This is a genomic window from Bacillus sp. IS1, assembly GCF_032461585.1.
Taxonomy (GTDB): domain Bacteria; phylum Bacillota; class Bacilli; order Bacillales; family Bacillaceae; genus Bacillus; species Bacillus velezensis.
This window is the reverse complement of record NZ_JAWCWR010000006.1, coordinates 97,271-122,421: the sequence shown is the minus strand read 5'-3', so window position 1 is coordinate 122,421 and position 25,151 is coordinate 97,271. Positions and strand designations below refer to the sequence as shown.

28 protein-coding genes and 1 pseudogene are annotated in these 25,151 nt (G+C 47.0%); 10 read left to right on the top strand and 19 right to left on the bottom strand.

From position 1 onward, the window contains the following. Positions 1-50 precede the first annotated feature (50 nt). Complete coding sequence (locus RUW00_RS18645) at positions 51-650, top strand: rhomboid family intramembrane serine protease (RefSeq protein WP_003156193.1); 600 nt, start codon at positions 51-53, stop codon at positions 648-650. Here RUW00_RS18645 and RUW00_RS18640 read toward each other — a convergent pair. From RUW00_RS18640 to RUW00_RS18620, 5 genes are all read right to left on the bottom strand, one after another. Then, entirely contained in the window at positions 647-2,113 is a 1,467-nt protein-coding gene (locus RUW00_RS18640; protein ID WP_095273157.1) for a PH domain-containing protein, read from the bottom strand. The genes RUW00_RS18645 and RUW00_RS18640 overlap by 4 nt on opposite strands. Then, positions 2,103-2,582 (bottom strand): PH domain-containing protein, encoded by a 480-nt coding sequence (locus RUW00_RS18635; RefSeq protein WP_003156195.1) that lies wholly within the window; start codon positions 2,580-2,582, stop codon positions 2,103-2,105. The genes RUW00_RS18640 and RUW00_RS18635 overlap by 11 nt, the downstream gene beginning before the upstream one ends. A gap of 116 nt (positions 2,583-2,698) precedes the next feature. Then, a complete protein-coding gene (gene cshA / locus RUW00_RS18630; RefSeq protein ID WP_014416963.1) occupies positions 2,699-4,183 on the bottom strand; it encodes a degradosome RNA helicase CshA in 1,485 nt (494 codons plus the stop codon). Positions 4,184-4,513: 330 nt separating this feature from the next. Then, entirely contained in the window at positions 4,514-5,884 is a 1,371-nt protein-coding gene (locus tag RUW00_RS18625; protein WP_280144864.1) for a UDP-N-acetylmuramoyl-tripeptide--D-alanyl-D-alanine ligase, read from the bottom strand. Between the two features lie 76 nt (positions 5,885-5,960). Then, a complete protein-coding gene (locus RUW00_RS18620) occupies positions 5,961-7,046 on the bottom strand; it encodes a D-alanine--D-alanine ligase (protein WP_003156199.1) in 1,086 nt (361 codons plus the stop codon). Positions 7,047-7,199: 153 nt separating this feature from the next. On the opposite strand from RUW00_RS18620, the gene RUW00_RS18615 reads away from it, so the two are divergent. After that, positions 7,200-7,517 carry a thioredoxin family protein gene (locus tag RUW00_RS18615; RefSeq protein ID WP_003156200.1) on the top strand — a complete coding sequence of 106 codons (318 nt, stop codon included), beginning with the start codon at positions 7,200-7,202 and terminating at the stop codon, positions 7,515-7,517. On the opposite strand, the gene RUW00_RS18610 is transcribed toward RUW00_RS18615, so the two are convergent. After that, the gene (locus RUW00_RS18610) at positions 7,514-8,407 is read right to left on the bottom strand and encodes a cation diffusion facilitator family transporter (RefSeq protein ID WP_280144863.1); all 894 of its coding nucleotides are present in this window, start codon (positions 8,405-8,407) and stop codon (positions 7,514-7,516) included. The two genes, RUW00_RS18615 and RUW00_RS18610, sit on opposite strands and share 4 nt — an antisense overlap. A 216-nt stretch (positions 8,408-8,623) precedes the next feature. Between RUW00_RS18610 and RUW00_RS18605 the strand changes: the two genes are divergently transcribed. Together RUW00_RS18605 and fbpB are read left to right on the top strand one after the other, a co-directional pair. After that, the gene (locus tag RUW00_RS18605) at positions 8,624-8,803 is read left to right on the top strand and encodes a Fur-regulated basic protein FbpA (protein WP_003156203.1); all 180 of its coding nucleotides are present in this window, start codon (positions 8,624-8,626) and stop codon (positions 8,801-8,803) included. Beyond that, a complete protein-coding gene (fbpB, locus tag RUW00_RS18600; RefSeq protein ID WP_014720752.1) occupies positions 8,790-8,936 on the top strand; it encodes a Fur-regulated basic protein FbpB in 147 nt (48 codons plus the stop codon). The genes RUW00_RS18605 and fbpB overlap by 14 nt, the downstream gene beginning before the upstream one ends. 27 nt (positions 8,937-8,963) lie before the next feature. Here fbpB and RUW00_RS18595 read toward each other — a convergent pair whose 3' ends face one another. The 8 genes from RUW00_RS18595 to RUW00_RS18560 form a co-directional block, all read right to left on the bottom strand. Next, positions 8,964-10,109 (bottom strand): acyl-CoA dehydrogenase family protein, encoded by a 1,146-nt coding sequence (locus RUW00_RS18595; RefSeq protein WP_014416959.1) that lies wholly within the window; start codon positions 10,107-10,109, stop codon positions 8,964-8,966. Between the two features lie 114 nt (positions 10,110-10,223). Beyond that, positions 10,224-10,559: a hypothetical protein gene (locus tag RUW00_RS18590; RefSeq protein ID WP_007410218.1), complete on the bottom strand. Its 336-nt coding sequence runs from the start codon at positions 10,557-10,559 to the stop codon at positions 10,224-10,226. Between the two features lie 94 nt (positions 10,560-10,653). Beyond that, complete coding sequence (locus tag RUW00_RS18585; RefSeq protein ID WP_280144862.1) at positions 10,654-11,421, bottom strand: ABC transporter permease; 768 nt, start codon at positions 11,419-11,421, stop codon at positions 10,654-10,656. Further along, positions 11,414-12,340, bottom strand: coding sequence for an ABC transporter ATP-binding protein (locus RUW00_RS18580; RefSeq protein ID WP_012116860.1), 927 nt, complete (start codon positions 12,338-12,340; stop codon positions 11,414-11,416). Before RUW00_RS18580 ends, RUW00_RS18585 begins: the two co-directional genes overlap by 8 nt. A 101-nt stretch (positions 12,341-12,441) precedes the next feature. Continuing rightward, positions 12,442-13,491, bottom strand: a complete 1,050-nt coding sequence (locus tag RUW00_RS18575; protein ID WP_014416957.1) for an AI-2E family transporter — start codon at positions 13,489-13,491, stop codon at positions 12,442-12,444. A 185-nt stretch (positions 13,492-13,676) separates the two neighbouring features. Further along, a complete protein-coding gene (gene dctP / locus RUW00_RS18570; RefSeq protein WP_012116859.1) occupies positions 13,677-14,933 on the bottom strand; it encodes a C4-dicarboxylate transporter DctP in 1,257 nt (418 codons plus the stop codon). A gap of 109 nt (positions 14,934-15,042) precedes the next feature. Then, positions 15,043-15,714, bottom strand: coding sequence for a two-component system response regulator DctR (locus RUW00_RS18565; protein WP_003156219.1), 672 nt, complete (start codon positions 15,712-15,714; stop codon positions 15,043-15,045). Further along, positions 15,689-17,311 (bottom strand): two-component system sensor histidine kinase DctS, encoded by a 1,623-nt coding sequence (locus RUW00_RS18560; RefSeq protein WP_014416956.1) that lies wholly within the window; start codon positions 17,309-17,311, stop codon positions 15,689-15,691. Before RUW00_RS18560 ends, RUW00_RS18565 begins: the two co-directional genes overlap by 26 nt. Before the next feature lie 80 nt (positions 17,312-17,391). On the opposite strand from RUW00_RS18560, the gene RUW00_RS18555 reads away from it, so the two are divergent. Further along, positions 17,392-18,444 carry a TRAP transporter substrate-binding protein gene (locus RUW00_RS18555; protein ID WP_012116857.1) on the top strand — a complete coding sequence of 351 codons (1,053 nt, stop codon included), beginning with the start codon at positions 17,392-17,394 and terminating at the stop codon, positions 18,442-18,444. An 83-nt stretch (positions 18,445-18,527) separates the two neighbouring features. Beyond that, positions 18,528-19,349 (top strand): manganese catalase, encoded by an 822-nt coding sequence (locus RUW00_RS18550; RefSeq protein WP_014416954.1) that lies wholly within the window; start codon positions 18,528-18,530, stop codon positions 19,347-19,349. Between the two features lie 36 nt (positions 19,350-19,385). Here RUW00_RS18550 and RUW00_RS18545 read toward each other — a convergent pair whose 3' ends face one another. The 4 genes from RUW00_RS18545 to RUW00_RS18530 form a co-directional block, all read right to left on the bottom strand. Next, positions 19,386-19,745, bottom strand: a complete 360-nt coding sequence (locus tag RUW00_RS18545) for a DUF4937 domain-containing protein (RefSeq protein ID WP_280144860.1) — start codon at positions 19,743-19,745, stop codon at positions 19,386-19,388. After that, a complete protein-coding gene (locus RUW00_RS18540) occupies positions 19,739-20,080 on the bottom strand; it encodes a cupin domain-containing protein (protein ID WP_017419234.1) in 342 nt (113 codons plus the stop codon). The genes RUW00_RS18545 and RUW00_RS18540 overlap by 7 nt, the downstream gene beginning before the upstream one ends. 133 nt (positions 20,081-20,213) lie before the next feature. Next, positions 20,214-20,585, bottom strand: a complete 372-nt coding sequence (gsiB, locus tag RUW00_RS18535; RefSeq protein ID WP_012116853.1) for a glucose starvation-inducible protein GsiB — start codon at positions 20,583-20,585, stop codon at positions 20,214-20,216. A gap of 100 nt (positions 20,586-20,685) precedes the next feature. Further along, positions 20,686-21,492, bottom strand: a complete 807-nt coding sequence (locus tag RUW00_RS18530; protein ID WP_095061584.1) for an EcsC family protein — start codon at positions 21,490-21,492, stop codon at positions 20,686-20,688. 166 nt (positions 21,493-21,658) lie between these two features. Between RUW00_RS18530 and RUW00_RS18525 the strand changes: the two genes are divergently transcribed. From RUW00_RS18525 to RUW00_RS18515, 3 genes and pseudogenes are all read left to right on the top strand, one after another. After that, the gene (locus tag RUW00_RS18525; RefSeq protein WP_017419236.1) at positions 21,659-22,024 is read left to right on the top strand and encodes a DMT family transporter; all 366 of its coding nucleotides are present in this window, start codon (positions 21,659-21,661) and stop codon (positions 22,022-22,024) included. Further along, positions 22,021-22,428, top strand: a complete 408-nt coding sequence (locus RUW00_RS18520; protein ID WP_280144859.1) for a DUF5360 family protein — start codon at positions 22,021-22,023, stop codon at positions 22,426-22,428. Before RUW00_RS18525 ends, RUW00_RS18520 begins: the two co-directional genes overlap by 4 nt. Before the next feature lie 57 nt (positions 22,429-22,485). Then, positions 22,486-22,701: pseudogene (locus tag RUW00_RS18515) on the top strand (DUF2188 domain-containing protein); the annotation flags it as partial. 58 nt (positions 22,702-22,759) lie between these two features. Here the strand turns inward: RUW00_RS18515 and RUW00_RS18510 are convergent. Further along, the gene (locus RUW00_RS18510; RefSeq protein WP_007410203.1) at positions 22,760-23,113 is read right to left on the bottom strand and encodes a hypothetical protein; all 354 of its coding nucleotides are present in this window, start codon (positions 23,111-23,113) and stop codon (positions 22,760-22,762) included. A gap of 656 nt (positions 23,114-23,769) precedes the next feature. Between RUW00_RS18510 and RUW00_RS18505 the strand changes: the two genes are divergently transcribed. Next, complete coding sequence (locus tag RUW00_RS18505) at positions 23,770-25,047, top strand: Nramp family divalent metal transporter (RefSeq protein ID WP_088056325.1); 1,278 nt, start codon at positions 23,770-23,772, stop codon at positions 25,045-25,047. Positions 25,048-25,151: the final 104 nt, after the last annotated feature.

Sequence of the window (25,151 nt, the reverse complement as noted above, 5' to 3'; positions counted from 1 at the left end):
CATAAACGTGTTACTATATATGTAACAAATCAGATGCAAAGGGGCTTGCGATGTTTATACGAACGGAAAATTTCCAGACTTTTATCAGACGTTATCCGGCCGTCAGCTGTATTTTGGCGCTGCAGGCGTTCTTGTGGCTGTTTTTCAGTATGCCGCTTCATTCCGTCATGATGTGGTCAGATGCTGTGACCGGCTATAATTACGGCGTTTCCTCGGGAGAATGGTGGCGGCTGGTGACACCGATGTTTTTACACGCGAATTTCACTCACCTTTTGTTTAACTCCATGTCTCTCTTTTTATTCGCGCCCCCGCTTGAGCAGATGCTCGGAAAAGTCCGTTTTCTGATTGTGTACATCGCATCGGGCATTATCGGCAATATCGGCACGTATCTTGCCGAACCGCTTGATTATGTGCATGTCGGCGCATCCGGCGCGATCTTCGGACTTTTCGGTGTGTATGTGTTTCTGACTGTTTTCCGCAAGGAGCTGATCGGCCGGGATCAGTCGAAAATGATTATGACCCTGCTTATCATCGCGGTGCTGTCGACGTTTATCAACTCTAATATTAACATTATGGCGCATTTGTTCGGACTGGCAGGCGGATTTTTGCTTTCCTTTTTATGCGTGCAGCAAAAAAAGCGGCGGTATTAACCGTCCGCTTTTTCATATGAATACCAGCGTCCGATGCGTTCGGCATCTTCCTCACTGACATCCTTCAGCATGACATGCTCCATGTGGTGAGCTGATTTCACTGCGGTAGCCACAGATGCGAGCCGCCTTCTTTTTTGCAGAAAGGAGCGGCTGACTTCAAACATCTGCATTCTTCTTCTCAGCATAATCGTGGTCGTCTTCCCGATCAGCCTCGTGGTGATCTGAAGCCTGCCGCCGTTTATGCACCATGACGCTGTCCTAAACGAGGCATATCCAAGCACCAGTTCGACAGGAAGCACGAGGAGCGATGCATATCCCCACGGCTTAAACAGAATACAAAGCGGGATGATCACGAAAACCGAGAAGATTATGGATCGGAATAAATACCGGCGCAGCGCCCTTTTCGGCAAATGATTCCGGTTTTCTTCCAGCACGTAATCCGGTGTGAAACCGTTCAGCATCACACCGAGCTTTGATTTGCGGATGATCGGAAACAGAATCGTCTGTGCTCCTTCTTTCTCATTCCCCGCACTGCCGGCGCTGACAATCGCAACCGTCGCGTATCCGAATAATTGCCTGATCACATTTTCTTTCATTTTAATGGCTTGGATTTTACGGAGCGGGATTGTCACTTGATGCTTTTCAATAATTCCTCTGGTAATGACCAATTCGTGTTCCTTTTTTTCTATTTTAAAGTTGGCATGCTTGATCATCATACCGGCGATGCTTAACAGCCAGGCGATGAACAATCCTATGAAAATGATCACGGCGTATATGCCGATGCTCGCATGCTTGAGAAAGGAAAACCTGTCATAGAGCCAGTCCATCGGAAGTACTTCATCAATCTGAGAAAAGAGGGCGAATACCGCTGAGATGATGACACCGATTCCCCCGGATGTTGAGGCGGCCATAAGCAGCTCACCTACAGACAGGCGGTAAACGGATTGCACATCTTCCCCGCTCATCGGCTCCTGCTCCGCTGCAGTCTCCCCTCGTTCTTCTTGCTCCGCTTTTTGCTGAAAAACAGCCGCTCTGATCCGTTCCGCCTCTTCCACAGTAATGGCGGATAAGACGGCCTCGGCGTTTTTCCCGTCGCCGGCCGTTTCGATTTGAAGCTTAACAAGCTTAAAAAGCTGCTGAATGATGCCGGCACTCGTATTCATTGATTGAATCCGGTCAATGGAGATGTATCTCTTTTTCGTAAAAAACAAGCCTTCTTCAATTCTGAATTCTCCGTCCTCAATCCGGTATGTAAATTTTCTCCACTCGATCACACTAGCCGTAATCAGCCAGATAAGCAGGACGGCGAGCGCAATGCCTCCGTAAAAGCGGATGAAGTGGTTGGAGTTTACAATATAGACGAGAAAAAATGGCAGAATAATGTTTTTAATGGTTTCGATAATAATATGGAATAAGTTCAAAATCACGGCCGCCGGATGCAGACGTTTCGGCTCAGACATCATCTTCCGTCACCCTTGCCAGACGGGAAATGGAATCCCTCAGCCGGTCAGCTTCCTCCATATCAAGCGCCGGAATGGAATGAACGGTTGCCGCCGTGGAGATTTTGACTGAGGCCAGACGGTACCTTCTGAGGAGCGGGCCTTGTGAAGTATCTACGTGCTGCACCCTCACCATCGGCACAATGACCCGTTTGACAATAAAAATGCCGGATTGAATATCAATTTCATTTTCATGGACTTCATAGCGCCAGATCCTGTGCCTGATTTTCGGTATGGCATAGACGGATATTACTGAACCGATAACCCAAATGATGCCGAGGACTCCGGTGATCCAATACGGCCAATGGAAGAAATGGCTTAAAACAGCTGCTGCTATAACGGCCAGAAGACAGAAGGCGGACAGGATGATTTCCTGAAGACGCCAGACTTTTAAGCCGCTTGGACTGATTCGATTTTTTGGCTGTGCTCTCAACATACCTACCTCCCATTTTTTATCATACATACAAATACGGCTGATTTGCAAAAAAGATTCACTTTCCGGCATATCAAAAAAAAGCGGACCCCGTAAAAGGGTCCGCTTCCTGTGTTTTAGTATGATTTTTTCTGGCGTCTGTCACCTGAAGAACGGCGGTCGCTTGAGCGTTTTTTATCGTAGGAAGAACGGTTGTTGTTTTTCCCTTTGCCGCCGCGGTAGCCGCCGCCTTGGCCGTCTCTGCGCTTAGAAGTACGCTGGTTTTTATAGCGTTTGCTGACCATAGGCGCTTCATCAGTGAGGCGTACAGGCGTGCTGTCCGGCTCTTTTGTCGCCATTTTAATGGCTGCAGCCACAACTGTCACTGCATCATGATCTTCTAACAATTCCGCAGCTGCCGTCATGTAGAAGTTCAGGTTGTTTTCGCTGATCGCCGTGCGCAGACGGTCAACCGTCACCTGCTGCTGTCCTTCTAATGCTTCGTCAAGCGTCGGCTCTTTCATGCGGTCCATTTTGCGTTTTGTCGTTTGTTCAATCGCGCGAAGCATGCTTTTCTCACGCGGTGTGATAAACGTCATCGCCATACCCGTTTTTCCTGCGCGGCCCGTTCTTCCGATACGGTGAACGTAGCTTTCAGGATCTTGAGGCACGTCAAAGTTGTAAACGTGGGTAACGCCTGAGATATCAAGTCCGCGGGCGGCAACGTCAGTCGCTACAAGCACTTCGATCGCACCTTCTTTAAACTTGCGAAGCGCAACCATACGTTTCGCCTGCGTTAAGTCGCCGTGAATTCCTTCAGCCGCATATCCGCGAAGGTTCAGGGCTTCAGCAAGCTCATCGACACGGCGTTTCGTACGTCCGAATACGATCGCAAGTTCCGGAGACTGAATGTCAAGAAGACGAGTCAGCGTATCGAATTTTTTGCGCTCCTGCACTTCCAAGTAGAACTGCTGAATGTTGGACACAGTCATTTCTTTCGCTTTTACTTTTACGTGTTCCGGCTCAGTCATGAAACGCTCTGCGATCCGTTTGATCGGCGCAGGCATTGTTGCTGAGAATAAGAGCGTTTGGTGGTCGCTCGGCACGTTTGAGAGAATGGATTCAATGTCATCAATGAATCCCATGTTCAGCATTTCATCAGCCTCATCCATGACAACCGTGTTCACGTTGTTTAAACGGATCGTGCGGCGGTTGATATGGTCAAGAAGACGCCCCGGCGTACCTACGATGATATGCGGGTTTTTCTTCAATGCGCGGATTTGACGTCCGATATCCTGGCCGCCGTAAATAGGCAGTACTTTCGCACGCTTATCTTGTCCGATTTTATATAACTCTTCAGATACTTGAATGGCTAATTCACGGGTTGGCGCGATTACGATTGCTTGAATATTAGGAGACTCGGGGTTCATTTTTTCAACAAGGGGTATACCGAACGCAGCTGTTTTACCTGTACCTGTTTGCGCTTGTCCGATGACATCTTTATTTAAAAGTCCGAGCGGAATCGTTTGTGCCTGGATCGGTGTTGCTTCTTCAAATCCCATACGATTGATTGATTTCATGAGATCAGAACTTAATTGGAAATCTTGAAACGTTATAGTCAAATTATTCAAACTCCTTCTGATTGCTGTTTCAGTAATGTCGTGATTTACCACTAAAAACCGCCCTTTCATCCAAAGGACAGGATCATACGTATACAAAGCCCGAATTACTTTACGTTTAATCTTACCATTACACTATGTGTTTTTCAATAAGGCGAGATGGTCAGGCGGCCGGAAGCGGCCTGACCGGATTCTTCCCGCGAACGGAGCCGGACCCCGCGCCGGACGGGATTTCCCAGCCGGCGGTCTTTCTTTTTCATACGGACAGAATTATTTCACCCTGAATTAGTTTCTTCATTTTTGTATATTTTTATGATGCTGATCATTATTTTTTCAGTGCTTCTCTAATAAATCTTTAACGATTTCTTCGAGCTTCATACCTCTCGATGCTTTAAACAGAAGGAGATCGCCGGAAGCGGCCATATCCTGTATGGCGTGAAGCAGTTCTTTTTTGTCAAGATAATGGCTGACGCGCCCTTCTTCAAAATGCCGGCGCGCTCCGTCAGCGATGAATGCGCCGAGTGTGCCGTAAGTAAATACATGGTCGATTTCCGCCGGATTGACCGCAGCTCCGCATTCTTCGTGGAATGCTTTTTCTTCATCACCAAGTTCAAGCATATCACCGAGCACGAGCATTTTCTTCCGATAGCCTTTCATCGTTTCGATTAATTCGACCGCCGCTTTCATTGACGTCGGGCTCGCATTATACGCGTCGTTTACGATCGAGATGCCGTTGTCCGTTTTGACCAGTTCCAATCTCATCCCCGTCACCTTCAGGCGGCTCAGTCCCAGAGCGGCATTTTCCGGCGTAATGCCGAAATAGATGCCGGCGGCGTATGCGGCCATGGCATTCATCACATTATGTCTGCCGAGAACGGGAATAAAGAAAGAACGGTCGATTCCGTCGATATTGAAGTACGTGCCTTCTTCCGCCTGTGTTATTTCTTTCAGGCGGAGATCATTGTCCGCGCCTGCGCCGTATGTCGTTGTCCGGCAAGTGTACGTCTTTTCGCGGAGCAGCGGCTCATCCCCGAAATAAAACAGAACGCCGTCTTCCCGAAGTCCGTTTATAATTTCAAGTTTCGCCTCCGCAATTCCTTCTCTTGAGCCTAAATCCTGCATGTGGGATTCGCCGATATTGGTAATGACGGCAGCTTCCGGTTCAGCAAGACGGCTCAGAAAATCAATTTCGCCTCTCGCGCTCATTCCCATTTCTAAAACGGCGATTTCTGTATCTTCAGGCATGGCAAGCACGGTCAGCGGCAGGCCGATATGGTTGTTGAAATTGCCGGCGGTTTTGTGAACGCGGTACTGCGTGCCGAGAACGGCGTGAAGCATGTCTTTCGTTGTCGTTTTTCCGTTGCTCCCGGTCACCCCGATAACCCGTGTGCCGAGCTCTTTTAAATAAGCTTTTGCCAATGTTTGCAGCGCCTCCAGCGTGTCATCGACAAGGATGACAGCACGCTCTTCCGGCGGATTCGGTTCAGAGCGGTCCCACAACACCGCGGAAACGCCTTTTTCGAATGCTTTCGGCACAAAGGTGTGGCCGTTAAAATGCTCGCCTTTTAAAGGAATGAACAGCTGATTTTTTTCCAAAGTCCGCGTATCGGTTGCGGCGCCCTCAATCATTGTTTGTTCAAATACGGGATTTGTCAGTGTGCCTTTGACCATGTCTGCGATTCGCTTTACAGTTCGCTTTATCAAAGGTGGCACCTCGCTTTCTGAAAATGTTGTCTGTTACGGGAAAAGACACTGCCCCTTCAGGCAGTGTCCGTCTTCATTAAAATGTATGTTTAATCAGCTGTTTTTCGGCATGGCGTTCTTTTGCCAGCTCAACCAGCTGTTCGATCAGATCACTGTAATCTACGCCTGCTTCTTTCCAAAGCAGCGGGAACATGCTGAATGGCGTAAAGCCCGGCATTGTGTTCACTTCGTTAATGAGCACTTGACCGTCATTGGTCAGGAAGAAATCGGCGCGGACAAGGCCTGATCCGTCAATCGCTTTGAAGGCTTTAATCGCCATCTCGCTGATTTCCGCATATTGTTCATCCGTCACTTGCGCGGGAATCATTAAATCCGTGTCGCCGTCTTCATATTTCGCCTTGTAATCGTAAAAGTCGGTTTTCGGCGCGATTTCACCGACGGCGGAGCATTTCGGTTCGTCATTTCCGAGTACGCCGATTTCGATTTCTCTGCCGGCGATTCCTTCTTCCACCACAATTTTCCGGTCATACTCAAAAGCCAGTTCGAAGGCTTTTTCAAGCTCTTCGCGATTTCGGCATTTGCTGATTCCGACGCTTGACCCGAGGTTCGCCGGTTTGACGAAGCACGGATACCCAAGCTCCTCTTCAACCTGCTGTAAGCAGCTGTCCGGCGTCTGTTTCCAGTCCTTTTTTAAGAAAGCGGCGTACTTCGCCTGCGGAAGCCCCGCTTGAGCGAACAAATGCTTCATGATGACTTTATCCATGCCGGCTGATGATGCAAGCACTCCGTTGCCGACATAAGGAACGTTCAGCAATTCCAGCAGACCCTGAATGGTGCCGTCTTCACCGTTCGGTCCATGCAGAAGCGGAAATACGACATCGATCGGCGCCTTTTCGTCAGGCGACGCTTCAGGAAACATTTCCCGGTTCAATGCTGATAGAGCGAAACTTTCACCGTTTTGTTCCAGCTGAAGCATTTTCACGTTGGAAACCGGCTCAGTCAGCAGCGGGCCTCTTTGCCATTCTCCTTTTTCAGTGATGTAAATCGGATGTATATCAAACTTCTCAGTATTAAGCGCTTTTGTTACAGCTAATGCTGTCTGCAGCGATACATTGTGTTCGGCTGATTTTCCGCCGTACACCAATCCTAGACTTGTTTTCAATGGATATTCCCCCCACAACAATTCATCTTTACTATCTTATCACTTTCCTCAGAAAATGATCTAATTATTTTTGGGCATTCTGAATATGAAAGCATTTGTATGTAATTCCTTTTTATTTTATATTAAAATGGCATGGAAAAGGAGATGTGTCATATGAAAAAAATCAGTACAACAGAACAATTTAATGAACTTATTCAATCCGACAAGGAAATCATCGTGAAATTTTTCGCTGACTGGTGCCCTGACTGCACGCGCATGAATATGTTCATCGGCGATATTTTGGAAGAATACAATCAAAATGATTGGTATGAGCTGAACAGAGACGAGCTCCCTGAGCTTGCCGACAAATATCAGGTAATGGGCATACCGAGCCTTCTGATCTTTAAAAACGGCGAAAAGAAAGCGCATCTTCACAGCGCAAACGCGAAAACGCCCGAAGAAGTCACAGAGTTTTTATCACAGCATATTTAATTCGTTTCACGATCTTTGTTTATGACTTCAGGCTCTACATGAACATGGACATGAGTCACATCATGTTCATGTTTTATTGCATATTCGACTTCATCGGCTACTTCATGGCCTTCTTTCACAGACAGTCCCGGATCTACCGTAATGACCATTTCCACATGAACCGTGCTCCCCAAATACCTTGCTTTCACATCCTTCAGCCTGATGACCTCTTTTATTTCTTTCACTGTGTGTTTATACGGCTCCAAATCTTTCAGATCAAATCCGTCCGTCAATGAGTGGGATGCATCTTTGAAGATGTCCCATGCCGTCTTACAGATGATGATTCCGATCAGAAAAGCAATGACCGGATCAATCCACGGCAGATGAAGCCGGGCCGTTAAGACGCCTATAAACGCCCCAATACTGACATAGGCGTCAGAACGGCTGTCTTTCGCCGCCGCATGAAGCGCAGAACTTTTAACCCGATCCGCAAGTCGGCTGTTATATACATACATGCCGTACATTACAATCGCGCTCCCGAGCGCCGTCCATGCCGCAATGAAGCTCGGCTCGGCCTTCGTTCCGCTGACAATCGCCTTTGCTCCTCCGATCAGCACTTCAATACCGACCGCCATCATAATAAAAGACGCAATTAATGAAGAAATTGTTTCAGCCCGATAATGTCCGTAAGCATGATCACTGTCCGCGGGGCGCTGGGAAATCCGGAGCCCGATCAGCACAGCCAGTGATGCGACAATATCCGTGGCATTATTTAATCCGTCCGCTCTGAGCGCTTCGGAATGATAAATAAGACCGATCACCAGTTTGACGGCGGCAAGGATGAGGTACGCGGCGATATTAAGAATCGCGCCTTTTTCGCCCCGTTTTAAGTTTGCCGTTTGATCATTCATGTAAGGACTCCTCCATTCTCATTCATAGTATGGATGGAAAAGCGGAAAAATAGCAGCTTTGATCTGACAGAAACGCAATCAATTCGACAGCATTATTCCCCGGGAAACTTTTTGTCGAAAAATTGGCGGTATTTTTCCTTTACATATGAATATGCCCATTGTATACTTTCATTAACTGATAATGATTCTCAATATCATTTGATTAGGAGGGTAATCATGAGGTCTTCTCCTCAGCTCAGATCATCAGTTGAAGGACGAAAAAAACATCTGATCCATTTGCTGATCAATAACGGAATATACAAAAAGTCGGAACGGCATTTATATGAATTATCGCTCGGAGAATTAGAAAGCGAATACAAATATGTTAGGAAGGTGCGGGCTCATGGCGAAACGTAAAATAAAAACATACGAACAGCTGATAAAAGAAAACAAGGCGGCCATTATAAATAATCAAAAGCTGATGAATGTGATCTATGACAGAATTGACCGCAAGCATCAAAAACTGCTCCGGCACAACAGCCATACATAAAAAGAGCCTTTTTCAGGCTCTTTTTTTTTATTGCTCAAAGGCTTCCGCCGCTAATTTGCCGATGACCGCATCGTCCATCGGCGGATTGTGAAGGCCGGCCCGGGCATCCCGATAATACCGCTGAAGCGGATTATTTCGCTCCAGGCTTTTTGCGCCGGTGATTCTCATTGCTTTATCAACAACAGAAAGGACGGCATTTGTCACAATATGTTTTGCGGCGCCGAGCTCGCTTTTGATGAAAGGGCGGCGTTTCGGGTCATCATACATTTGCGCCGCCGTGAAGAGAAACTGTCTCGCTTTTAACAATTCAAGCTCCATTTCCCCGACACGCTGCCCAACGGCCGGCACGTCTTTAATCGGTCCGTTCAGGCTGTTCGGCGAATATTCGGATGCAAACCGGACGGCATAGTCCCTTGCCGCTTGAGCGATACCCAGATAAGCAGCGGGAATGTGAAGCAGCCAGCCATTCACTTTCGCCGCTCTCGGCCCGCTGATAAGCTCCACAAGCCGCTCATCACTGACCGTGACATGATCTAAAAGGAGATCATGGCTTCCGGTCGCCTTCATGGCAATCATATCCCATGTTTCTTCGACTGAAACGCCTGCCTGATCTTTATGAATGAGAAAAACACCGGTCGTTTGTTTTTCTTCAATCCATGCCGTCACAAGCATATAATCCAAAGTCAGTGAAAGGGTTGTAAAGGTTTTTCGGCCGTTCAGCACCCATTTTCCGTCTTTTTTGACAGCGGAGGTGCCGGGTCTTCCTCCCCTCGTCGGACTGCCGGTCTGCCGTTCCGTCGCTGCCCTGTTCAGGACAGCTCCCTTTTTCACCTCTTCTGTGATAAATGAAAAGACACCTTCATCCCAGCTGTTTCCTTCTCCGAGCTCACCCATGACGGATAAATGCCAGCCGATTCCGAGAGCAACGGCCGCGTCTCCCCGCGCCAGCCGTTCCTGAAACAGCACCATATCATAAACGGAAATGCCTGCACCGCCGAATGCCTCAGGTACCGTTAACGCCGTATATCCCGCGTCGCGCAGTCTTTGAATTTTCTCCGCGGGAAAACGGCCCGCCTCATCATCAAGCGCGGCTGTTTTTTGAAATTCGTCTGCAAGCAGGCCGATTTTTTCCACCCATTCCCTCTGCCGTTCATTCTGTATCCATAAAGACACTGGAATCCCCCCATTATAATTCCGATAAAGTTAATAAGTATTATAGAGATTCAAGTCTCGTTTCGCAACTGTGAGGCTGTACAAAAAAACACGCTATTCCGTGGAATAGCGTGTTCAGACTGCTTCCGGGCCGCGGTCCTGCTTGAGCCCGAGATAAATCAGCATATATGTGAGATAACCCATCGTCATCACAAGCCCGCCAAAGAAAAAGCTTGAAAAAATCGGCTCTTCAAACGCGGTAACCGCCGCAAGCACGATCCAGCTTGCATACAGGTAGATGATGAAATAACGGAATCCCGACTTCATTTTATATAAGAGAAACAGCCCCACTGTAGAAAACAAACCCAGCGCAAGCCTGAAATAAACAAGATGTTCGAATTGGAACATGAATGACACAAAGGAAAAACCAAGCAATAACACAATCGGTAATGCGGTAATAAAATTTCTCAAGTGAGCACCTCCGTCATTACCTTTATTATAAATCAAAATAGCATAAATTATTGATTTATCGTGATCTTTTTCACAAAAATGTCATTCCTTTACTTTATACCCGAACATCGCGTTTGCAAAAGCTCCACCAAGCGACGGCTAAGAAGAATACGATATGGATAATGATAATGCCTGCGGAAAATAACGGCGTCATTCCCGTAAACAGCGGTTTCGCCCCGCTCATATATTGCGTCAGGTCAGTATTTGCGAACAGCAGAAAACTTCCCCATTTGTTTTGGAAGAGCGACATAATCGTCACGAGTGATTTTGCGCCGTACAGCACGATAAATGACAAAATGACGGCCGTTGCGCTGTTTCGGAATACAGAAGAACACAACAAGCCAAAGCATGCCATCGCAAACGCCTCGACCCAGTTCGTGCCGATTACTTTCAGGGTGTTCATCAGAAGCGTCCCTGATTCAGATGTCACCGACACGCCGAAGAAAGCCATGCCGAACAGCAGAGACAGAATATAGTACGCCGCATACAGGTACAAGCTGACCAAAAATACGGTAATGAGTTTAGATACAAAAATCCGCTCCCGCTTTACCGGGCGGATTAACAAAAATTTGATCGTTTTCTTATCAAATTCAGCGGAAATGATCGTTGCCGCGATCACGATTGTTAACGCCTCAAGCAGAATATTCAGCCCGGGCGCGTACGCCATATAGCCGATGAAATTCTCATCCGTTCCGGAACTGATGACAAGCCGTTTAATGACAAGCGCCATAATAAATTGGAGAACGGCCATCAGAATCAGCGCCACTAATGAGACTTTTCGGTTAAAGAGTTTCATATGCTCATTCGCTGTCAATTTAAACATTCGTCTCTCCCTCCTCTTGAAGCGCCGTCGTCACTTTCATGAATTCATCCTCCAGCGATTCCGCATACGGCATGATGGAATACACGAGAAAGTCTTGTCCGACGAGCGCACGGTTTAATGCCGGGATGTCCTTCTTCGCTACGGTGACGGTAATGCCCCCGCCGTTTTTCTCCGGAGCAAATTGCTGTTGGGACAGCCATTCGAATGCTTCGTCAGCCGGCTGAATGTCGAGGACGGCTTTTTCTTCTTTTTCCTCAGCGCCGCGCAGAACAACCTCTGTTTTGATCTCACCTTTTTGAATGATGATGACACGGTCGCAAAGGTCCTCCACTTCACGCAATAAATGCGTCGCAAAAAGGATGCTCGTCCCTTCAAGCTCCGCGAGTTCCTTTAAGTGATCGCGGAAATCCTTCATTCCGCCGGGATCAAGCCCGTTTGTCGGTTCATCTAAAATGAGCAGATTCGGACGGTGAAGAATGGCCTGTGCAATCCCGAGACGCTGACGCATACCAAGGGAATACGTTTTAACTTTGTCATGAACGGCATTTGTGAGCCCGACCCGCTCGATGACTTCCTGAAGCCTGTCCTCTTTGATGTTTTTGTGCATGTTGGCAAAGTGCTTCAGATTTTCCCACCCCGTCAGGTACGGGTAGAATTCAGGATTTTCCACGATCGCTCCGACGGATTCAAGCGCTTTTTCGAAATCAGCATCGTGCTGAAAGCCGTTAATTGTAATCGTTCCGCTGTTTTTCTTTAAAAGACCGACGATGATTCGGATAAGTGTGGTTTTTCCCGACCCGTTCGGACCGAGCAAACCGATGATCTCGCCCTGCCTGACATCCATGCTGATGTTTTTTAAAATGTGCTTTTTGCCTATTGTTTTGTCAAGGCCCTCAATATGTAAAATCGGCTCAGTCATACAGCCTTCCTCCTTTTTCACAAAAAATAAACAGTGCCCGTACATAGGCACTGTCTGCATTATAACATTAGTCATATATTCGTGAAGAGCCGGAGCCGACGTTATGTCTTATCCGGGACCGGTCCTTTTTTTTCCTTCTCTTCATTATTGACGACATCCAGAATATCAAGCAGGAACACAAATATCGGAATTCCGATAATCAAGCCCCAAATGCCGAAGAAATGTTCCGAGAAAATCAGAACCGTAAAGGTAAAAAAGATCGGCAGTTCCGTTTTCGCTGACATCAGTTTCGGATTAAGGAAGTACGTCTCAATCGCATGGATGACGAAAATGACCAGCACGATGTAGATGACATACGCAGCGCCGCCCGTCGTATACGCGATGATGCTGAGCGGAATGAGCGAAATCACCACACCCGCCACGGGAATGAGCCCGAGGAAAAAGACCATGATTGACAGGCCGAACAGCTGCGGAAAATGCAGAATCGCCAATGCGATCAAGGTGAGGATACAGTTCACCAGCGCGATAATAAATTGGGCTTCAAGCACTTTGCCGAATGTTCTCGCAAATTTGCTGCCGAAAAAAGCAAGTTCGTAGTAAAAAACAGACAGCTTGCTGTGCTGAAATTTTTTCATAAACTCCGTGAGCCGCTTTTTCTCGAACAGGAAAAACATGCTGAGAATCAGTGACATCACGACCTGCAAACCGAAAGTGCTGATATCGGCCAAGTATGTATACAGTACATTAAAACCTTCTTTTACATAGGAACCGATATTGATATCGCCGAACACGCTCGATATCTCATCATAAAACGGAATGACATCGGGATGATACGCGATGTGCTTGATCTGCTTAATCAGCTGTTCAATCTGCTTGGCAACAATCGGATAAAAGACAAAGCCTCCGACAGTCGCCCCGACAGCCAGCGCAATATATAAAATGGTGATGACCACCCTCTGGCTGATCCGGAAAAAATGGTTCAACACGTGCCGGATGACAGTCTCCAGCCGATCCATCAGAAAAGTAAAAATAAACGTAAGCAAAATCAAATTAATCATACTTCGGAATACAACTAACACCCCAGTCAAAACAAGAAAAACCGAAAAACGTCTGACACCCGGATGCTGAAAAAATTTAAAAATAGCCGCCATTTATACACTCCTGCTAGGACAAAAAGCCCTTAGATTTCATCTTTCACTCTCTAATTGTAAATTATATAACAAAATGACGCTAAGGTCTTTGTCCACCTCCTAATAAATTTAAACAAATTTATCTTTTTTACTCATGGCAGCCGAAAAAAAGAACGGCATGCCCGATGCATGCCGTTCCTTTCCTTTTATACCGCCGTTTTCATTTCTTTTACGGCCTGTGTGCTTTTCGCTTCGTCAAACTCATTTTCGCTCTTGGCTACGATGATGGTGGCGATTCCGTTTCCGATCAGGTTGACGATCGCCCTTCCTTCACTCATAAAGCGGTCGACGCCGAGGAGCAGCGCCAGCCCCTCCAGCGGAATAACCTGAAGCGCCGATAAAGTGGAGGCGAGCACGATAAATCCGCTTCCGGTTACGCCCGCCGCGCCTTTTGATGTCAGCATCAGCACGAGAATGATCGTAACCTGCTGGCCGATGGTAAGGTCAACGCCGAACACCTGCGCCAGAAAAACCGTCGCCATGGACAGATAAATCGAGGTGCCGTCCAGGTTAAAAGAATATCCCGTCGGAATGACAAGGCCGACAACCGATTTGGAACAGCCGTAGCGCTCCATTTTATCCATCATCCGCGGAAGGACGGACTCAGAAGAGCTTGTGCCGAGAACGATGAGCAGTTCATCTTTAATAAAACGGAGATAGTTCCACAAGCTGAAACCGAATAGTTTGCAAATGATATTCAAAGCGACAAATACAAACAGGAACATCGTAACGTATACAGACAGCATCAGACTCGCCAGCGGCTTGATGGAATCAAGGCCGAAGTGCCCGATCGTATAGGCCATGGCCCCGAATGCGCCGATCGGCGCCGCGCGCATGATGTAGCCGATGATTTTGAAAAAAACATGCGACAGTTTATCAAAGAAATCAATAATGCTTTTGCCTCTTTCACCGAGCGCCGCCAGGCCGACACCGAATAAAACAGAAAAGAATAAGACCTGAAGAATGTCGCCTTTTGCGAAAGCGTCAACCATATTTGACGGAACGATGTGAGTGATAAATTCAATCCAGTCAATCCCCTGTCCCCCGTTTTGCGTATACTGAGAGACATCCCCTTTTTCAAGCTTGCTGTAATCAAGCCCCTCACCGGGTTTCATGATATTGACGACCAGAAGTCCTATAATAAGGGCGATGGTGGTCACGACTTCAAAATAAATAAATGCTTTTCCCCCGACTTTGCCGACTTTTTTCATGTCTCCCATCTTGGCGATGCCAAGCACGATCGTCAGGAATATGATCGGTGCGATAATCATTTTTACCGCATTGATAAATGTATCGCCGAGCGGCTTCATCTGCTTCCCGGCCTCAGGCCATACGAGTCCGACAATGACGCCGATGATAACCGCCGTGATGACCTGCACCGTAAGATTTTTGAAAATTTTCATCCCTACTCCCCCTTGCCTCTCGCTGCGTCTATATGAAAATGATAGCGTTTTCAAACAGAGGGGGGGAAGCTTATGATCATAACGGACATTTTGGTCTTTTTGGTCTCGGCTAGCGGACGAATTTGTAGCGGTTAACCGGCCGGCCCACTCCCCCGTATTGAATATCGAGCTTAATCTGGCCGTCTTTCTCAAGAAAATCAAGATAACGCCGCGCCGTCACCCTGGCGATTCCGAGCGCTTTGGCGGCTTCTTCGGCTGAAAGCGGCTCCGTCTGCTGTTTCATATAGGTCAAAATTTCATTCATCGTAAAATGATTTAACCCCTTCGGCAGATCCCGGGACGGATTTTGCGGAATTTTAAGCAGCATGTCAAGCTGCTCTTGCGACATGGTGTCATGCTCTTCAATTTTCCGTTTATATTGTTTATAGTTTTCGAGCGCCTGTCTCATCCGCTCCAGCTTAAACGGCTTCAAAATATAGTCGGCCGCACCGTTTTGCAGCATAAGCTGGATTGTTTCTTTGTCTTTTGCGGCCGAGACGATGATGACGTCCACTTCGAGCTTTTGTTTTCTGATTTCCTGGAGCGTTTTAATTCCGTCTTTTTTCGGCATATATACGTCTAATACCACGAGCCCGGGCCGCAGATCTTTAATAAGCCTGATTCCCTCGTCTCCGTCAGCGGCTGTGGCGATGACGCTGAACCCCGAAACACCGGTGATAAATTCTTTATTCACCTCCTGCACCATCGGATCATCTTCAATAAGCAGCACCTTGATGTCCATCGAATGATTCCTCCCCCTTCATCGGAAATAAAATAGAAAATGCCGTTCCCTGTCCCTGCCGTGTGTCGACTTCAATAACGCCCATCCCTTTGTCGACGATTTGTTTGACGAGGTACAAGCCGTATCCCGTTCCTCCCGTTTTATTGACGGTAAACCCTTTGTCATAAAGGCGCGGGATGTGCTGATCGGAAATCCCGCTTCCGTTGTCTTCTATTAATATAGCAAGCACTTCATCATTTTGCTCGATACTGATGTCAATATGTTTGTCCTCCGTGTCCGCTGTTTCGAATGCGCCGAACGCATTTTCAATTAAATTGCCGAGCAGGACGACGATGTCATGCTGGTCGACATGCTCCGGAAATGCCGAGAAACTGCTGTTTTCATCAATTTTCACAGAAATGCCAAGCTCTTTTCCTCTTTTGATTTTGCTTAACAGCAGCCCCGCCGCAGCGTCATTCTGAATGGCCTGATGAAGAAAATCGGTGACGCTTTCTTGTTCTGATGATTCCTTAAAAGCAAGCTGGAGCGCTTTTTCTGATTTTCCGAGCTGAATGAGTCCCGCGATGGTGTGAAGCTTGTTCATATGTTCATGATTTTGAACTCTGAGCGCATCGACAAAATTTTTCACACCTGTCAGTTCTTCCGCCATTTTCGCCGCTTCCGTCCTGTCCTGAAAAATGGCGACGGCTCCGATGACCTTCTTTTTCATGACGATCGGAATTCTGCTGCTCATGATTACCTTTCCGCTGACTTGGATTTCTTCATTATATACGGCTCGGTTCCGCTCGACGATCTCAGGGAGCCGCGAATCTTTTAACACGTCCCAGATCAGCCTGCCATCGGTCTCTTGTCTGACATTGAATATCTGCTTCGCTTTTTCATTAAAAATAGTGATGTGATGCTGATTATCGATCGCGATGACGCCCTCATTCATTGAATGAAACGTAGCGGTCCGTTCCTCATACATTCTCACGATCTCATGGGGCTCCAGCCAAAACATTTGTTTTTTGATGTGGCGTGCCAGCAAAAAGGAGCCGGCCAGTCCGAACCCTAGCGCCAGCAGAACGATAAACAGTATTTCATGTTTCAGCTGAAGAAGAATTTCACCGAATCCGGGCAGCGTTTTACCGGCCAGAACGACGCCGATCTGATTCAAATCCCGGTCTTTGATGGGATAAAAAGCGCGGACGGCGGTGCCGATCTCTCCCTTTGCTTCGGAAAAATAAATGTGCTCGGCGAACGCCGCGGCTTCGTCCTCACCCCTTGAACGCTTTCCGATCATTGTGCTGACGGGATGTGAATAGCGAATATGATCCATATCCATAACGACGATGTAGTCCGCTTCATTGATGATCCTTATTTCTTCGACCGCATGGCGCACGTCTTCCCTTTGTTTTTTCTGCTCGAGGGCGCGTTTGACATCGGTCATCTCAGATACCGTCCGCGCGGTATTCATCAGCCGTTTTTTCAGCTCGCGCTCCTCTGTATGCTGAATATTGCCGATCAGCACGATGCCGACGATCAAAAAGGTAAAAAGCACGACGATATACGAAAGTATGGTGATTTTCCAGCGGATGGTGAGCTTTTTTTTCGTCATTGGCCTCTTCCTTTCCGTCTCTTTACGAAAACGGCCCGCCCGATTATGCTTGTTATAGAAAATGGCGGAGGGGGTTTTCGATGAAAAGCTTGCTGACTTGTCTCAGCCTGATGGTACTCGGTATCGGAACCGCTTTATTCATCGGCTTTCATGATCGTTTCTCAACAGAAGAACCGTATTATGATGACGAACAGGAAGGCCTGAAAGATCAAATCGTTTTCAAATTCAGCCATGTCGTTGCTGAGAACACGCCAAAAGGGCGGGCGGCGAATAAGTTTGCCGACCTTGTCTATCAAAAGTCCGGCGGCACCATTAAAGTAGAGGTGTTTCCAAACGGGAGCCTCTATTCAGATAATGAAGAAATAAACGCCCTTCAAAACGGGGACGTGCAATTCATCGCTCCCTCCACCTCAAAGCTCGGATCACTGTCTCCCGAATGGGGTGTTTTGGATCTGCCGTACGCGTTTACAAACTATAAAGCCGTGCAAGAAGGCCTCAACGGCAAAATCGGCACACGCCTGTTCGCTTCATTAGAAAAGCATCATTTGAAAGGACTGGCGTACTGGACGAATGGGTTTAAACAGCTCACGTCAAATAAAGGGCCGATCTTCACTCCGGACGATTTGAAAGGACAGGCGCTCAGGATCATGCCGAGCAGCGTGATCGAAGACCAATACCGCCTGCTCGGCGCGCACCCGCGGCAGGATTCCTTTAATTCCACGTTTCAGCTCTTGGAAAGCAATCTCGTAGACGGAGAAGAAAATACGATTTCAAATATCTATTCTAAAAAATTTTATAATGTTCAAGATTATTTGACAATCAGCAATCACGGGTACCTCGGTTATGCCGTGATGACCGACGAGCATTTCTGGAATTCGCAGACAGAAAAAACGAGAACCATCTTAACGGAGGCGATGAGAGAAACGACGGAATGGAACGAAGCCTCCGCTGAGAAAATGAATAAAGACCAGCTTGAAGAGATAAAGAAGAATTCATCCATTCATATTCATGTGCTGAGCAAAGCGGAAAAGAACACATGGATGAAACGCCTCGACCCGATTTACGGACAATATGAACAGGTGATCGGCCGCGGGCTTGTGCAGGATTTGTTATCCTTGCGCCGCGAGCCTTAGCAGGACCAATACGCCCATCTCCGTTTCATCCCTTTTCCCGCCGGGGAAGTAAATAGGGACAGATCAAAAAAGGAGATGGAGACATGTTTACACATACGAAAAAACTGCAGCATCCGGCTAAACCGGATCGTCCTGATCCGCTGTTCGCAAAAAAGATGCAGGAAATTTTAGGGGGACAATACGGGGAAATATCCGTCGCCATGCAATATTTGTTCCAAGGATGGAATACACGGGGCAATGAAAAATATAAGGATCTTCTGATGGATACCGCGACGGAAGAAATCGGCCATGTCGAAATGATCGCGACGATGATTGCGAGACTGTTAGAAGACGCCCCGCTGGCAGAGCAGGAAAAAGCGGCTGATGATCCGGTCATCGGGTCCATTTTAGGCGGGATGAATCCGCATCATGCAATTGTCTCAGGACTCGGCGCAATGCCGGAGAGCAGCACGGGCGTTCCGTGGAGCGCAGGCTATATCGTCGCAAGCGGAAACCTTCTGGCAGACTTCCGCGCCAATCTGAACGCCGAATCACAAGGAAGGCTTCAAGTCGCACGCCTGTATGAAATGACCGATGATAAAGGCGTGAAAGATATGCTCAGCTTTTTATTGGCCCGCGATACCATGCATCAAAACCAATGGCTTGCGGCCATTAAAGAATTAGAAGAACAGGAAGGTCCGATCGTTCCTTCCACATTCCCGAAGGCGCTGGAAAAACAGTCATTCTCCCATAAGCTTATTCATTTCTCAGATGGAGCAGAAAGCGCTGAACAAAATTGGCTGAAGGAAACAGCGCCGGACGGAGAACCATTCGAATACGAAAAGGAACCGAAAGCGCACGGCGAAATAGCTAAGCTGGATCCCGTCCCGCCGTATGTCCATAACACGCTTCCCGGACGCGAGTAAAGACACAAGCCCAAAACAAACTGTTTTGGGCTTTCATTATGCCTTCAGAACCGTCCAGTCCGGTTCGTATCGGATGTCCGGATGATGTAACCGCTCATGAATGACAGGTTCATCCTCTTCGTACAGCATCACTTCTATTGAAAGAATCGCAGCCTTCTGCTCGATTTCTTCGTATATGCGGTCATGTTCGTTCTCCATAAAATCATCATAGGCTTGTCTGTTCTCCCAAACGCTGATGATCTCTGCGATGAACAGGCCGTCTGCGTTTTTCCGCCAGCCGCCGGCCTGTTTGACGAAGCCATTTACACATGATAATGCTCCCCACTGTGACTGTGCTTGCGCAAATGCTTCAGCGTTTGCGGCGTCTGTTTCACATACAATCTTTTTGATCAGCATGACCGTTCCTCTGTGATAACTGTTTTCGCATGCGCATGCTCAACACAGAGATTCACGGTTCTGACGTAAGAGCGGGTGCGGTGAATCGTGCCTTTCGGGATGAGCAGGCTGTCATTTGCTTTGAGCACTGCGGTTTCTTTGTCCTTAAAATCGATCAGCAGCTCCCCTTCCAGAACGATGAACCATTCATCTGAGTCAGGGTGATGGTGCCAGTCATATTCTCCCGTAAACACTGCGAGGCGCACACAGTGGTCATTGATCTCCGCGATTGAAAAATTGTCGTGTTTTTCTTTGACTTTATTGGCGATAGCGAGCAAATTCAGCATGTCAGACACGAGTGAAAAACCCCTTTTTCATTTAATTGTATCGCAACGGCGGCTCAGATCAAGATTTCCCCAAAATAAAAAGCGATCCAGCTGATGCGCCGGATCGCTTTTGATCTGCAGGTTCTCTGCCTTTATGCTTTTATTAGCTGCTTCGTCTGTTTCCGCCTTTTTGGCCGATTTCTTTATAAAAATCTTTGTCATGATTTTTGCTAGTGGCTTCTCCGCCTTTTTGGCCGATTTCTTGATAGAATTCCTTGTCATGGTTATTGCTAGTGGCTTCTCCGCCTTTTTCACCGATTTCCTGATAGAATTCTTTGTCGTGATTTTTGCTAGTGGCTTCTCCGCCTTTTTCACCGATTTCCTGATAGAATTCTTTGTCGTGATTTTTGCTAGTGGCTTCTCCGCCTTTTTGACCAATTTCCTGATAGAATTCTTTGTCATGGTTATTGCTTGTCGCTTCTCCGCCTTTTTTACCTGCTTCTTCTCTGCTCATTTTGTTATTATCTTGTGCCATTTTTGAATTCCTCCTTTAATTGGTGTTGGTTGTTGGTTTCCCGATTTCAGAACTGCTAAACAAAGAAAACACATTGAATGTGTTTTCGGGTGGTTTTTTATTATTCTGTATCCTTCATGCGTTTTAGAATCCGGCGTTTTTTATAAAGCATGATGCCTGTTTCCGCGATGCTTTCTAAAGCTGAACGGTTGGCGGACGCGCCGAAGATGATGCCTGCGGCCGGAACCATTTGCAGCAGTTTTTTCGCGGCGAACGTATCGCGGTAGCTGTAAACGACTTCCCGCCAGCCTTGGATTTGCGAGGCGACGCGCTGATAGACGCGGTCGTTTTGATCATATTGCCGTAAATCTTGCAGGATCGCTTTTTTTCCGATGACGTCACTGGATGCAAGCTGAAGCAATTTGACGATAAACACGCGTTCTTTTTTGTCTTTCGGATCAAAGCCGTAAGCAACCGCGATATCTTGCAGCGTCTTTAAGGACAGGCCGAGCATCGCCGGAATGTCTGCCGCCAGCGTGAATACACCGCCGACTCCCGTTGCGGCTCCCTGCACCGTCGCGGCCTTTACGCTTGTACGCGCTATGCCTTCTGCGATTTCGTCCATGACGGCAAGCGGCGCATTGCGGATGTCGTGAAGCGTTTGACATGTACCGTGCGGCAGCCGTTTTTGAAACTTTTTCATGATGCGCTTTTCTGATGTAAGGTACTGTCCGCCTGACTGAATAAACGTTCCCGTTTCATCGAGAATGAGTCCGATTTTCCTCTGAATAAATTGCGGTGTCAGCTTGTCCAAAAGCTGAAACGGCAAGCGGGTGAATGTTTGCCAGAACATCACCCTCTGCTGCGCCTTTTCCCATTTTTGAATGTCTCTCAGTTGTCTTTCCAGGTCTGTCCGCTCTTCTGTCACCCGTCCTGCACGTCCTTTCTGATTTCTTTGTTCATAGTATACCTTTATGGCGTTTTCTTTTTACACCCGGCCGGATTTTTTATCCGGAAAACATTTCATTGTTTAATTTCCTTCAAATTCTATATATTGTATAATTCTGAATAATACGATTGAAGGAGAATGTTGAATGCAATGGATTTATTTAAGTTTAGCGATCATTTTTGAAGTATTGGGGACGGTCAGCATGAAATTATCAAATGGATTTACAAAACTTGTCCCAAGTATTTTATTATTATTGTTTTATATCGGCAGCCTTTGTTTTCTTACTTTGACTTTGAAATATATAAGTGTCTCCATCGCGTATGCGGTCTGGTCGGGAATGGGGATCGTGCTGATTTCCATGATCGGAATTTTTTTCTTTCATGAACAGTTCTCTGTCATAAAAGCTGTCTCTGTTCTTCTGATTATCATCGGTGTCGTTTCCTTAAACTTTATTTCTGAAAGTGAAACGTCATCAAACGGCATCAGCGTTCATACGGACAGAAACAGATGATGAAAGGGTTAAAGGTTCTCTTCCTCATTACAGATATTGGATTTATCGTTTATTGGATTGTTACTTTTTTTGAGTGGATTCCAAAAAACATGGTGTTTAAAGATTATGATAACGCCATGATAATGGCCTGGAACTGGTCATTCTTTCCCTTAGATATTTTCATTTCGATAACTGGCCTGTACAGCTTGTTTCTTTATAAACGGAAACATGCGTTATGGCGCTCTTTCGCATTAATATCACTTGTGCTGACCTTTTGTTCAGGCCTGCAAGCGATTGCCCTTTGGGTATTTATCGGTGATTTTGATTTTATGTGGTGGGCATTCAATCTGTACTTGCTTCTTTATCCTTTATATTTTATTCGGAAATTGCTGGTCTCTCATAAAAATAGCTGTCATTCTTTTTGATGAGGCGGTTTTCTTTTTCTTCAGGCGGGAAACACTTTTCATAAAGGAGTGATAGACATGCCTTGGTCTATGAAGGATTATCCGCAATCATTGAAGAATCTCGAGGAACCTGTGAAGAAAAAAGCAATCGAAATCGCTAATGCGATGATAGATGAGGGTTATGAAGAAGGACGGGCCATTCCCATTGCGACAAGTCAGGCGAAAGAGTGGAAAAAAAACGCTTCTAAGGAAGAAATCGATCAGCTGATGAAACACGATGATGAAACGAAACGCGGAAATTGAATCGGAATAAAGGAAAAACCCCGCTCTCAAGAGAACGAGGTTTTTCTGATTATAAACCGTAATAATAAGATAGTGTGGTGACTGAAACGTAGCCTGTCGCTCCTGCATACGTGACTTTCAGCCATTTATTAGAATTGGTGTAGTGGCCTTGAACATATTCTCCGGTTACCCAAGAACCTGTAATTTTTTTACCGCTTGAGAATGTTGTGATCGTTGAACAGCTGACCTTAGAGCATGAGCGCATATTAGCACCGTAAATACCGACTGTACCCCCGCTGGCTAAAATGGAAACGTCCGGTTCAGCTTTAGGTTTGAAAGCTGCTGCTGATGCAGAGCCGCCAAAAGCGAATAAAGAAACAGCAAAAATCATGGCTAAAGAAATGATCGACAAACGACGTACCAAGAAAATTCCCCCTCTTTTATCATATGGCTGGAAAGCTTTCCTGACGTTATTATACTTTTTTGCCCGGGAGACTGAAATAAGTCTAATGCTCCAACTTCTTTTCTTCGCAAAAGACCATGCCGATTCTTTTTTTGATAGATAACAGCGGTTTATTGGACTGGAATCACTGATATATCGTTGATTCAAACGTTTATTCAGAGCGGCCGGAGTTTTTCCGGAGGTCATTTGAATGGTACAGAAAGGTTTTATCTTCCAATGGAAAGAAACATTATTATTCTATTTACCCGGGAAAACGGAGGAAATACAGCGTCTTTTTCTCAAATCAGTTGGGCGGACAGAAAGTTGTGAAGTTATATGGGCAAGTGTCCTCTTTTCACCTTTTTAAAAGAACGCTCCACGCATCCGCGCATGATCGGACGCGAAAACACGCTTTGCGAACGGCATCGCTTCTTTTCCCGGAACGATGCCGTTTTCATTTTCGGACCTTTCTTCGGCGGGATACATATCATAGATAAAACAGGGCATCAATGTGCCGGTTTATTGAACATAAAGAACTTGACATCTCATAATAGCGGATTTATGATGTAGATAAAATAATTTGCATCTAGGAAACTTTTTGTTATTTAGCTAAAAATCTATCGGAATTTAGGTGAGACATAATGAGCAAAGACATCTCAGCACAATCACTGCAATCAAAAGCCGTGCAGGATGCACTTGACGGCAAAAGCAAGGGATTCAAGCGGCTTCTTCCTTTTTTAGGCCCCGCCTTTATCGCGGCGATTGCCTACATTGATCCGGGAAACTTCGCTACGAATATCTCAGCTGGTTCGAAATATGGGTATATGCTGCTGTGGGTCATCCTCTTTTCAAACTTGATGGCTTTTTTAATTCAAGTTCTTTCCGCGAAGCTCGGCATTGCCACGGGTAAAAACCTTCCGGAAATCGCCAGAGACCGGTACCCGAAATGGGTATCCGCCGGGCTGTGGATACAGGGTGAACTGGTAATTATGGCAACTGATCTGGCAGAATTTATCGGGGCGGCGCTCGGGCTCAACCTGCTGTTCGGCATACCGATGGTTGAAGCGGCCATTATCGCGGCGATCGGATCATTCGCGATTTTAGAGCTGCAGCGCAGGGGTTACCGGGCGCTGGAAGCGGGCATCGCCGGACTTCTGTTTGTCGTGGTGATCGCCTTCGCTCTGCAAACCTTCTTTGCCAAACCTGACGCCGCCTCCGTTCTCGAAGGGCTGTTTATCCCGAAAATTGACGGAATGGACAGTGTGCTCCTGGCAACCGGGATACTCGGCGCAACCGTGATGCCGCATGCCATTTACTTACATTCCGCACTGACACAGCGCCGTGTCGTCGGAAAAACGGATAGTGAGCGGAAAAAGATTTTTAGATTCGAGACGATTGACATTCTTATCGCGATGGTGATCGCCGGGGCGATTAACGCAAGCATGCTCATCGTCGCTGCTGCGCTTTTCTTCAAGAACGGGCTGTATGTAGAAGATTTAGACGTGGCTTATCAGCAATTCGGCCACTATATCGGACCGGCTTCAGCCATTCTCTTCGGGATCGGGCTGCTGGCCGCAGGGCTTTCAAGCTCTTCTGTCGGCACATTGTCAGGCGATATTATCATGCAGGGCTTCATCCGTTACCGTATCCCGCTTTATTTGCGGCGTTTCATTACCATCATTCCGCCGATGATCATCATTATCTCGGGGGTCAACGCCACAGAAGCGCTCGTATGGAGCCAGGTCGTTCTTTCATTCGGCATCGCCTTTGCGCTCGTGCCGCTGATTATGTTTACAAGCAACAAACGCCTGATGGGCGCCCTGACGAACCGAAAATGGGTGACGGCTCTCGCCTGGCTGATTGCGGTTTTGGTGATCGCGCTTAATCTGTTTGTGATCTACGATTCCTTCCGTTAGAAAAAAACCGGCCATAGCGGCCGGTTTTTCTTTTGGCGCCGGGTGCCGTTCGTATCTTTTTCCGGGCGTTTTTGGTATGATAGAAGAAAAATCGGAGTTTTGCT

Coding starts and splice junctions, on each gene's coding strand:
- RUW00_RS18605 (WP_003156203.1), top strand. CDS start 8,624: ATGAGGTCTTCTCCTCAGCTCAGATCATCAGTTGAAGGACGAAAAAAA.
- RUW00_RS18555 (WP_012116857.1), top strand. CDS start 17,392: ATGAAAAGCTTGCTGACTTGTCTCAGCCTGATGGTACTCGGTATCGGA.
- dctP (WP_012116859.1), bottom strand. CDS start 14,933: ATGAAAATTTTCAAAAATCTTACGGTGCAGGTCATCACGGCGGTTATC.
- fbpB (WP_014720752.1), top strand. CDS start 8,790: ATGGCGAAACGTAAAATAAAAACATACGAACAGCTGATAAAAGAAAAC.
- RUW00_RS18520 (WP_280144859.1), top strand. CDS start 22,021: ATGATGAAAGGGTTAAAGGTTCTCTTCCTCATTACAGATATTGGATTT.
- gsiB (WP_012116853.1), bottom strand. CDS start 20,585: ATGGCACAAGATAATAACAAAATGAGCAGAGAAGAAGCAGGTAAAAAA.
- RUW00_RS18560 (WP_014416956.1), bottom strand. CDS start 17,311: ATGACGAAAAAAAAGCTCACCATCCGCTGGAAAATCACCATACTTTCG.
- RUW00_RS18575 (WP_014416957.1), bottom strand. CDS start 13,491: ATGGCGGCTATTTTTAAATTTTTTCAGCATCCGGGTGTCAGACGTTTT.
- RUW00_RS18645 (WP_003156193.1), top strand. CDS start 51: ATGTTTATACGAACGGAAAATTTCCAGACTTTTATCAGACGTTATCCG.
- RUW00_RS18550 (WP_014416954.1), top strand. CDS start 18,528: ATGTTTACACATACGAAAAAACTGCAGCATCCGGCTAAACCGGATCGT.
- RUW00_RS18545 (WP_280144860.1), bottom strand. CDS start 19,745: ATGCTGATCAAAAAGATTGTATGTGAAACAGACGCCGCAAACGCTGAA.
- RUW00_RS18525 (WP_017419236.1), top strand. CDS start 21,659: ATGCAATGGATTTATTTAAGTTTAGCGATCATTTTTGAAGTATTGGGG.
- RUW00_RS18565 (WP_003156219.1), bottom strand. CDS start 15,714: ATGGACATCAAGGTGCTGCTTATTGAAGATGATCCGATGGTGCAGGAG.
- RUW00_RS18585 (WP_280144862.1), bottom strand. CDS start 11,421: ATGTTTAAATTGACAGCGAATGAGCATATGAAACTCTTTAACCGAAAA.
- RUW00_RS18610 (WP_280144863.1), bottom strand. CDS start 8,407: ATGAATGATCAAACGGCAAACTTAAAACGGGGCGAAAAAGGCGCGATT.
- RUW00_RS18640 (WP_095273157.1), bottom strand. CDS start 2,113: ATGATGTCTGAGCCGAAACGTCTGCATCCGGCGGCCGTGATTTTGAAC.
- RUW00_RS18580 (WP_012116860.1), bottom strand. CDS start 12,340: ATGACTGAGCCGATTTTACATATTGAGGGCCTTGACAAAACAATAGGC.
- RUW00_RS18615 (WP_003156200.1), top strand. CDS start 7,200: ATGAAAAAAATCAGTACAACAGAACAATTTAATGAACTTATTCAATCC.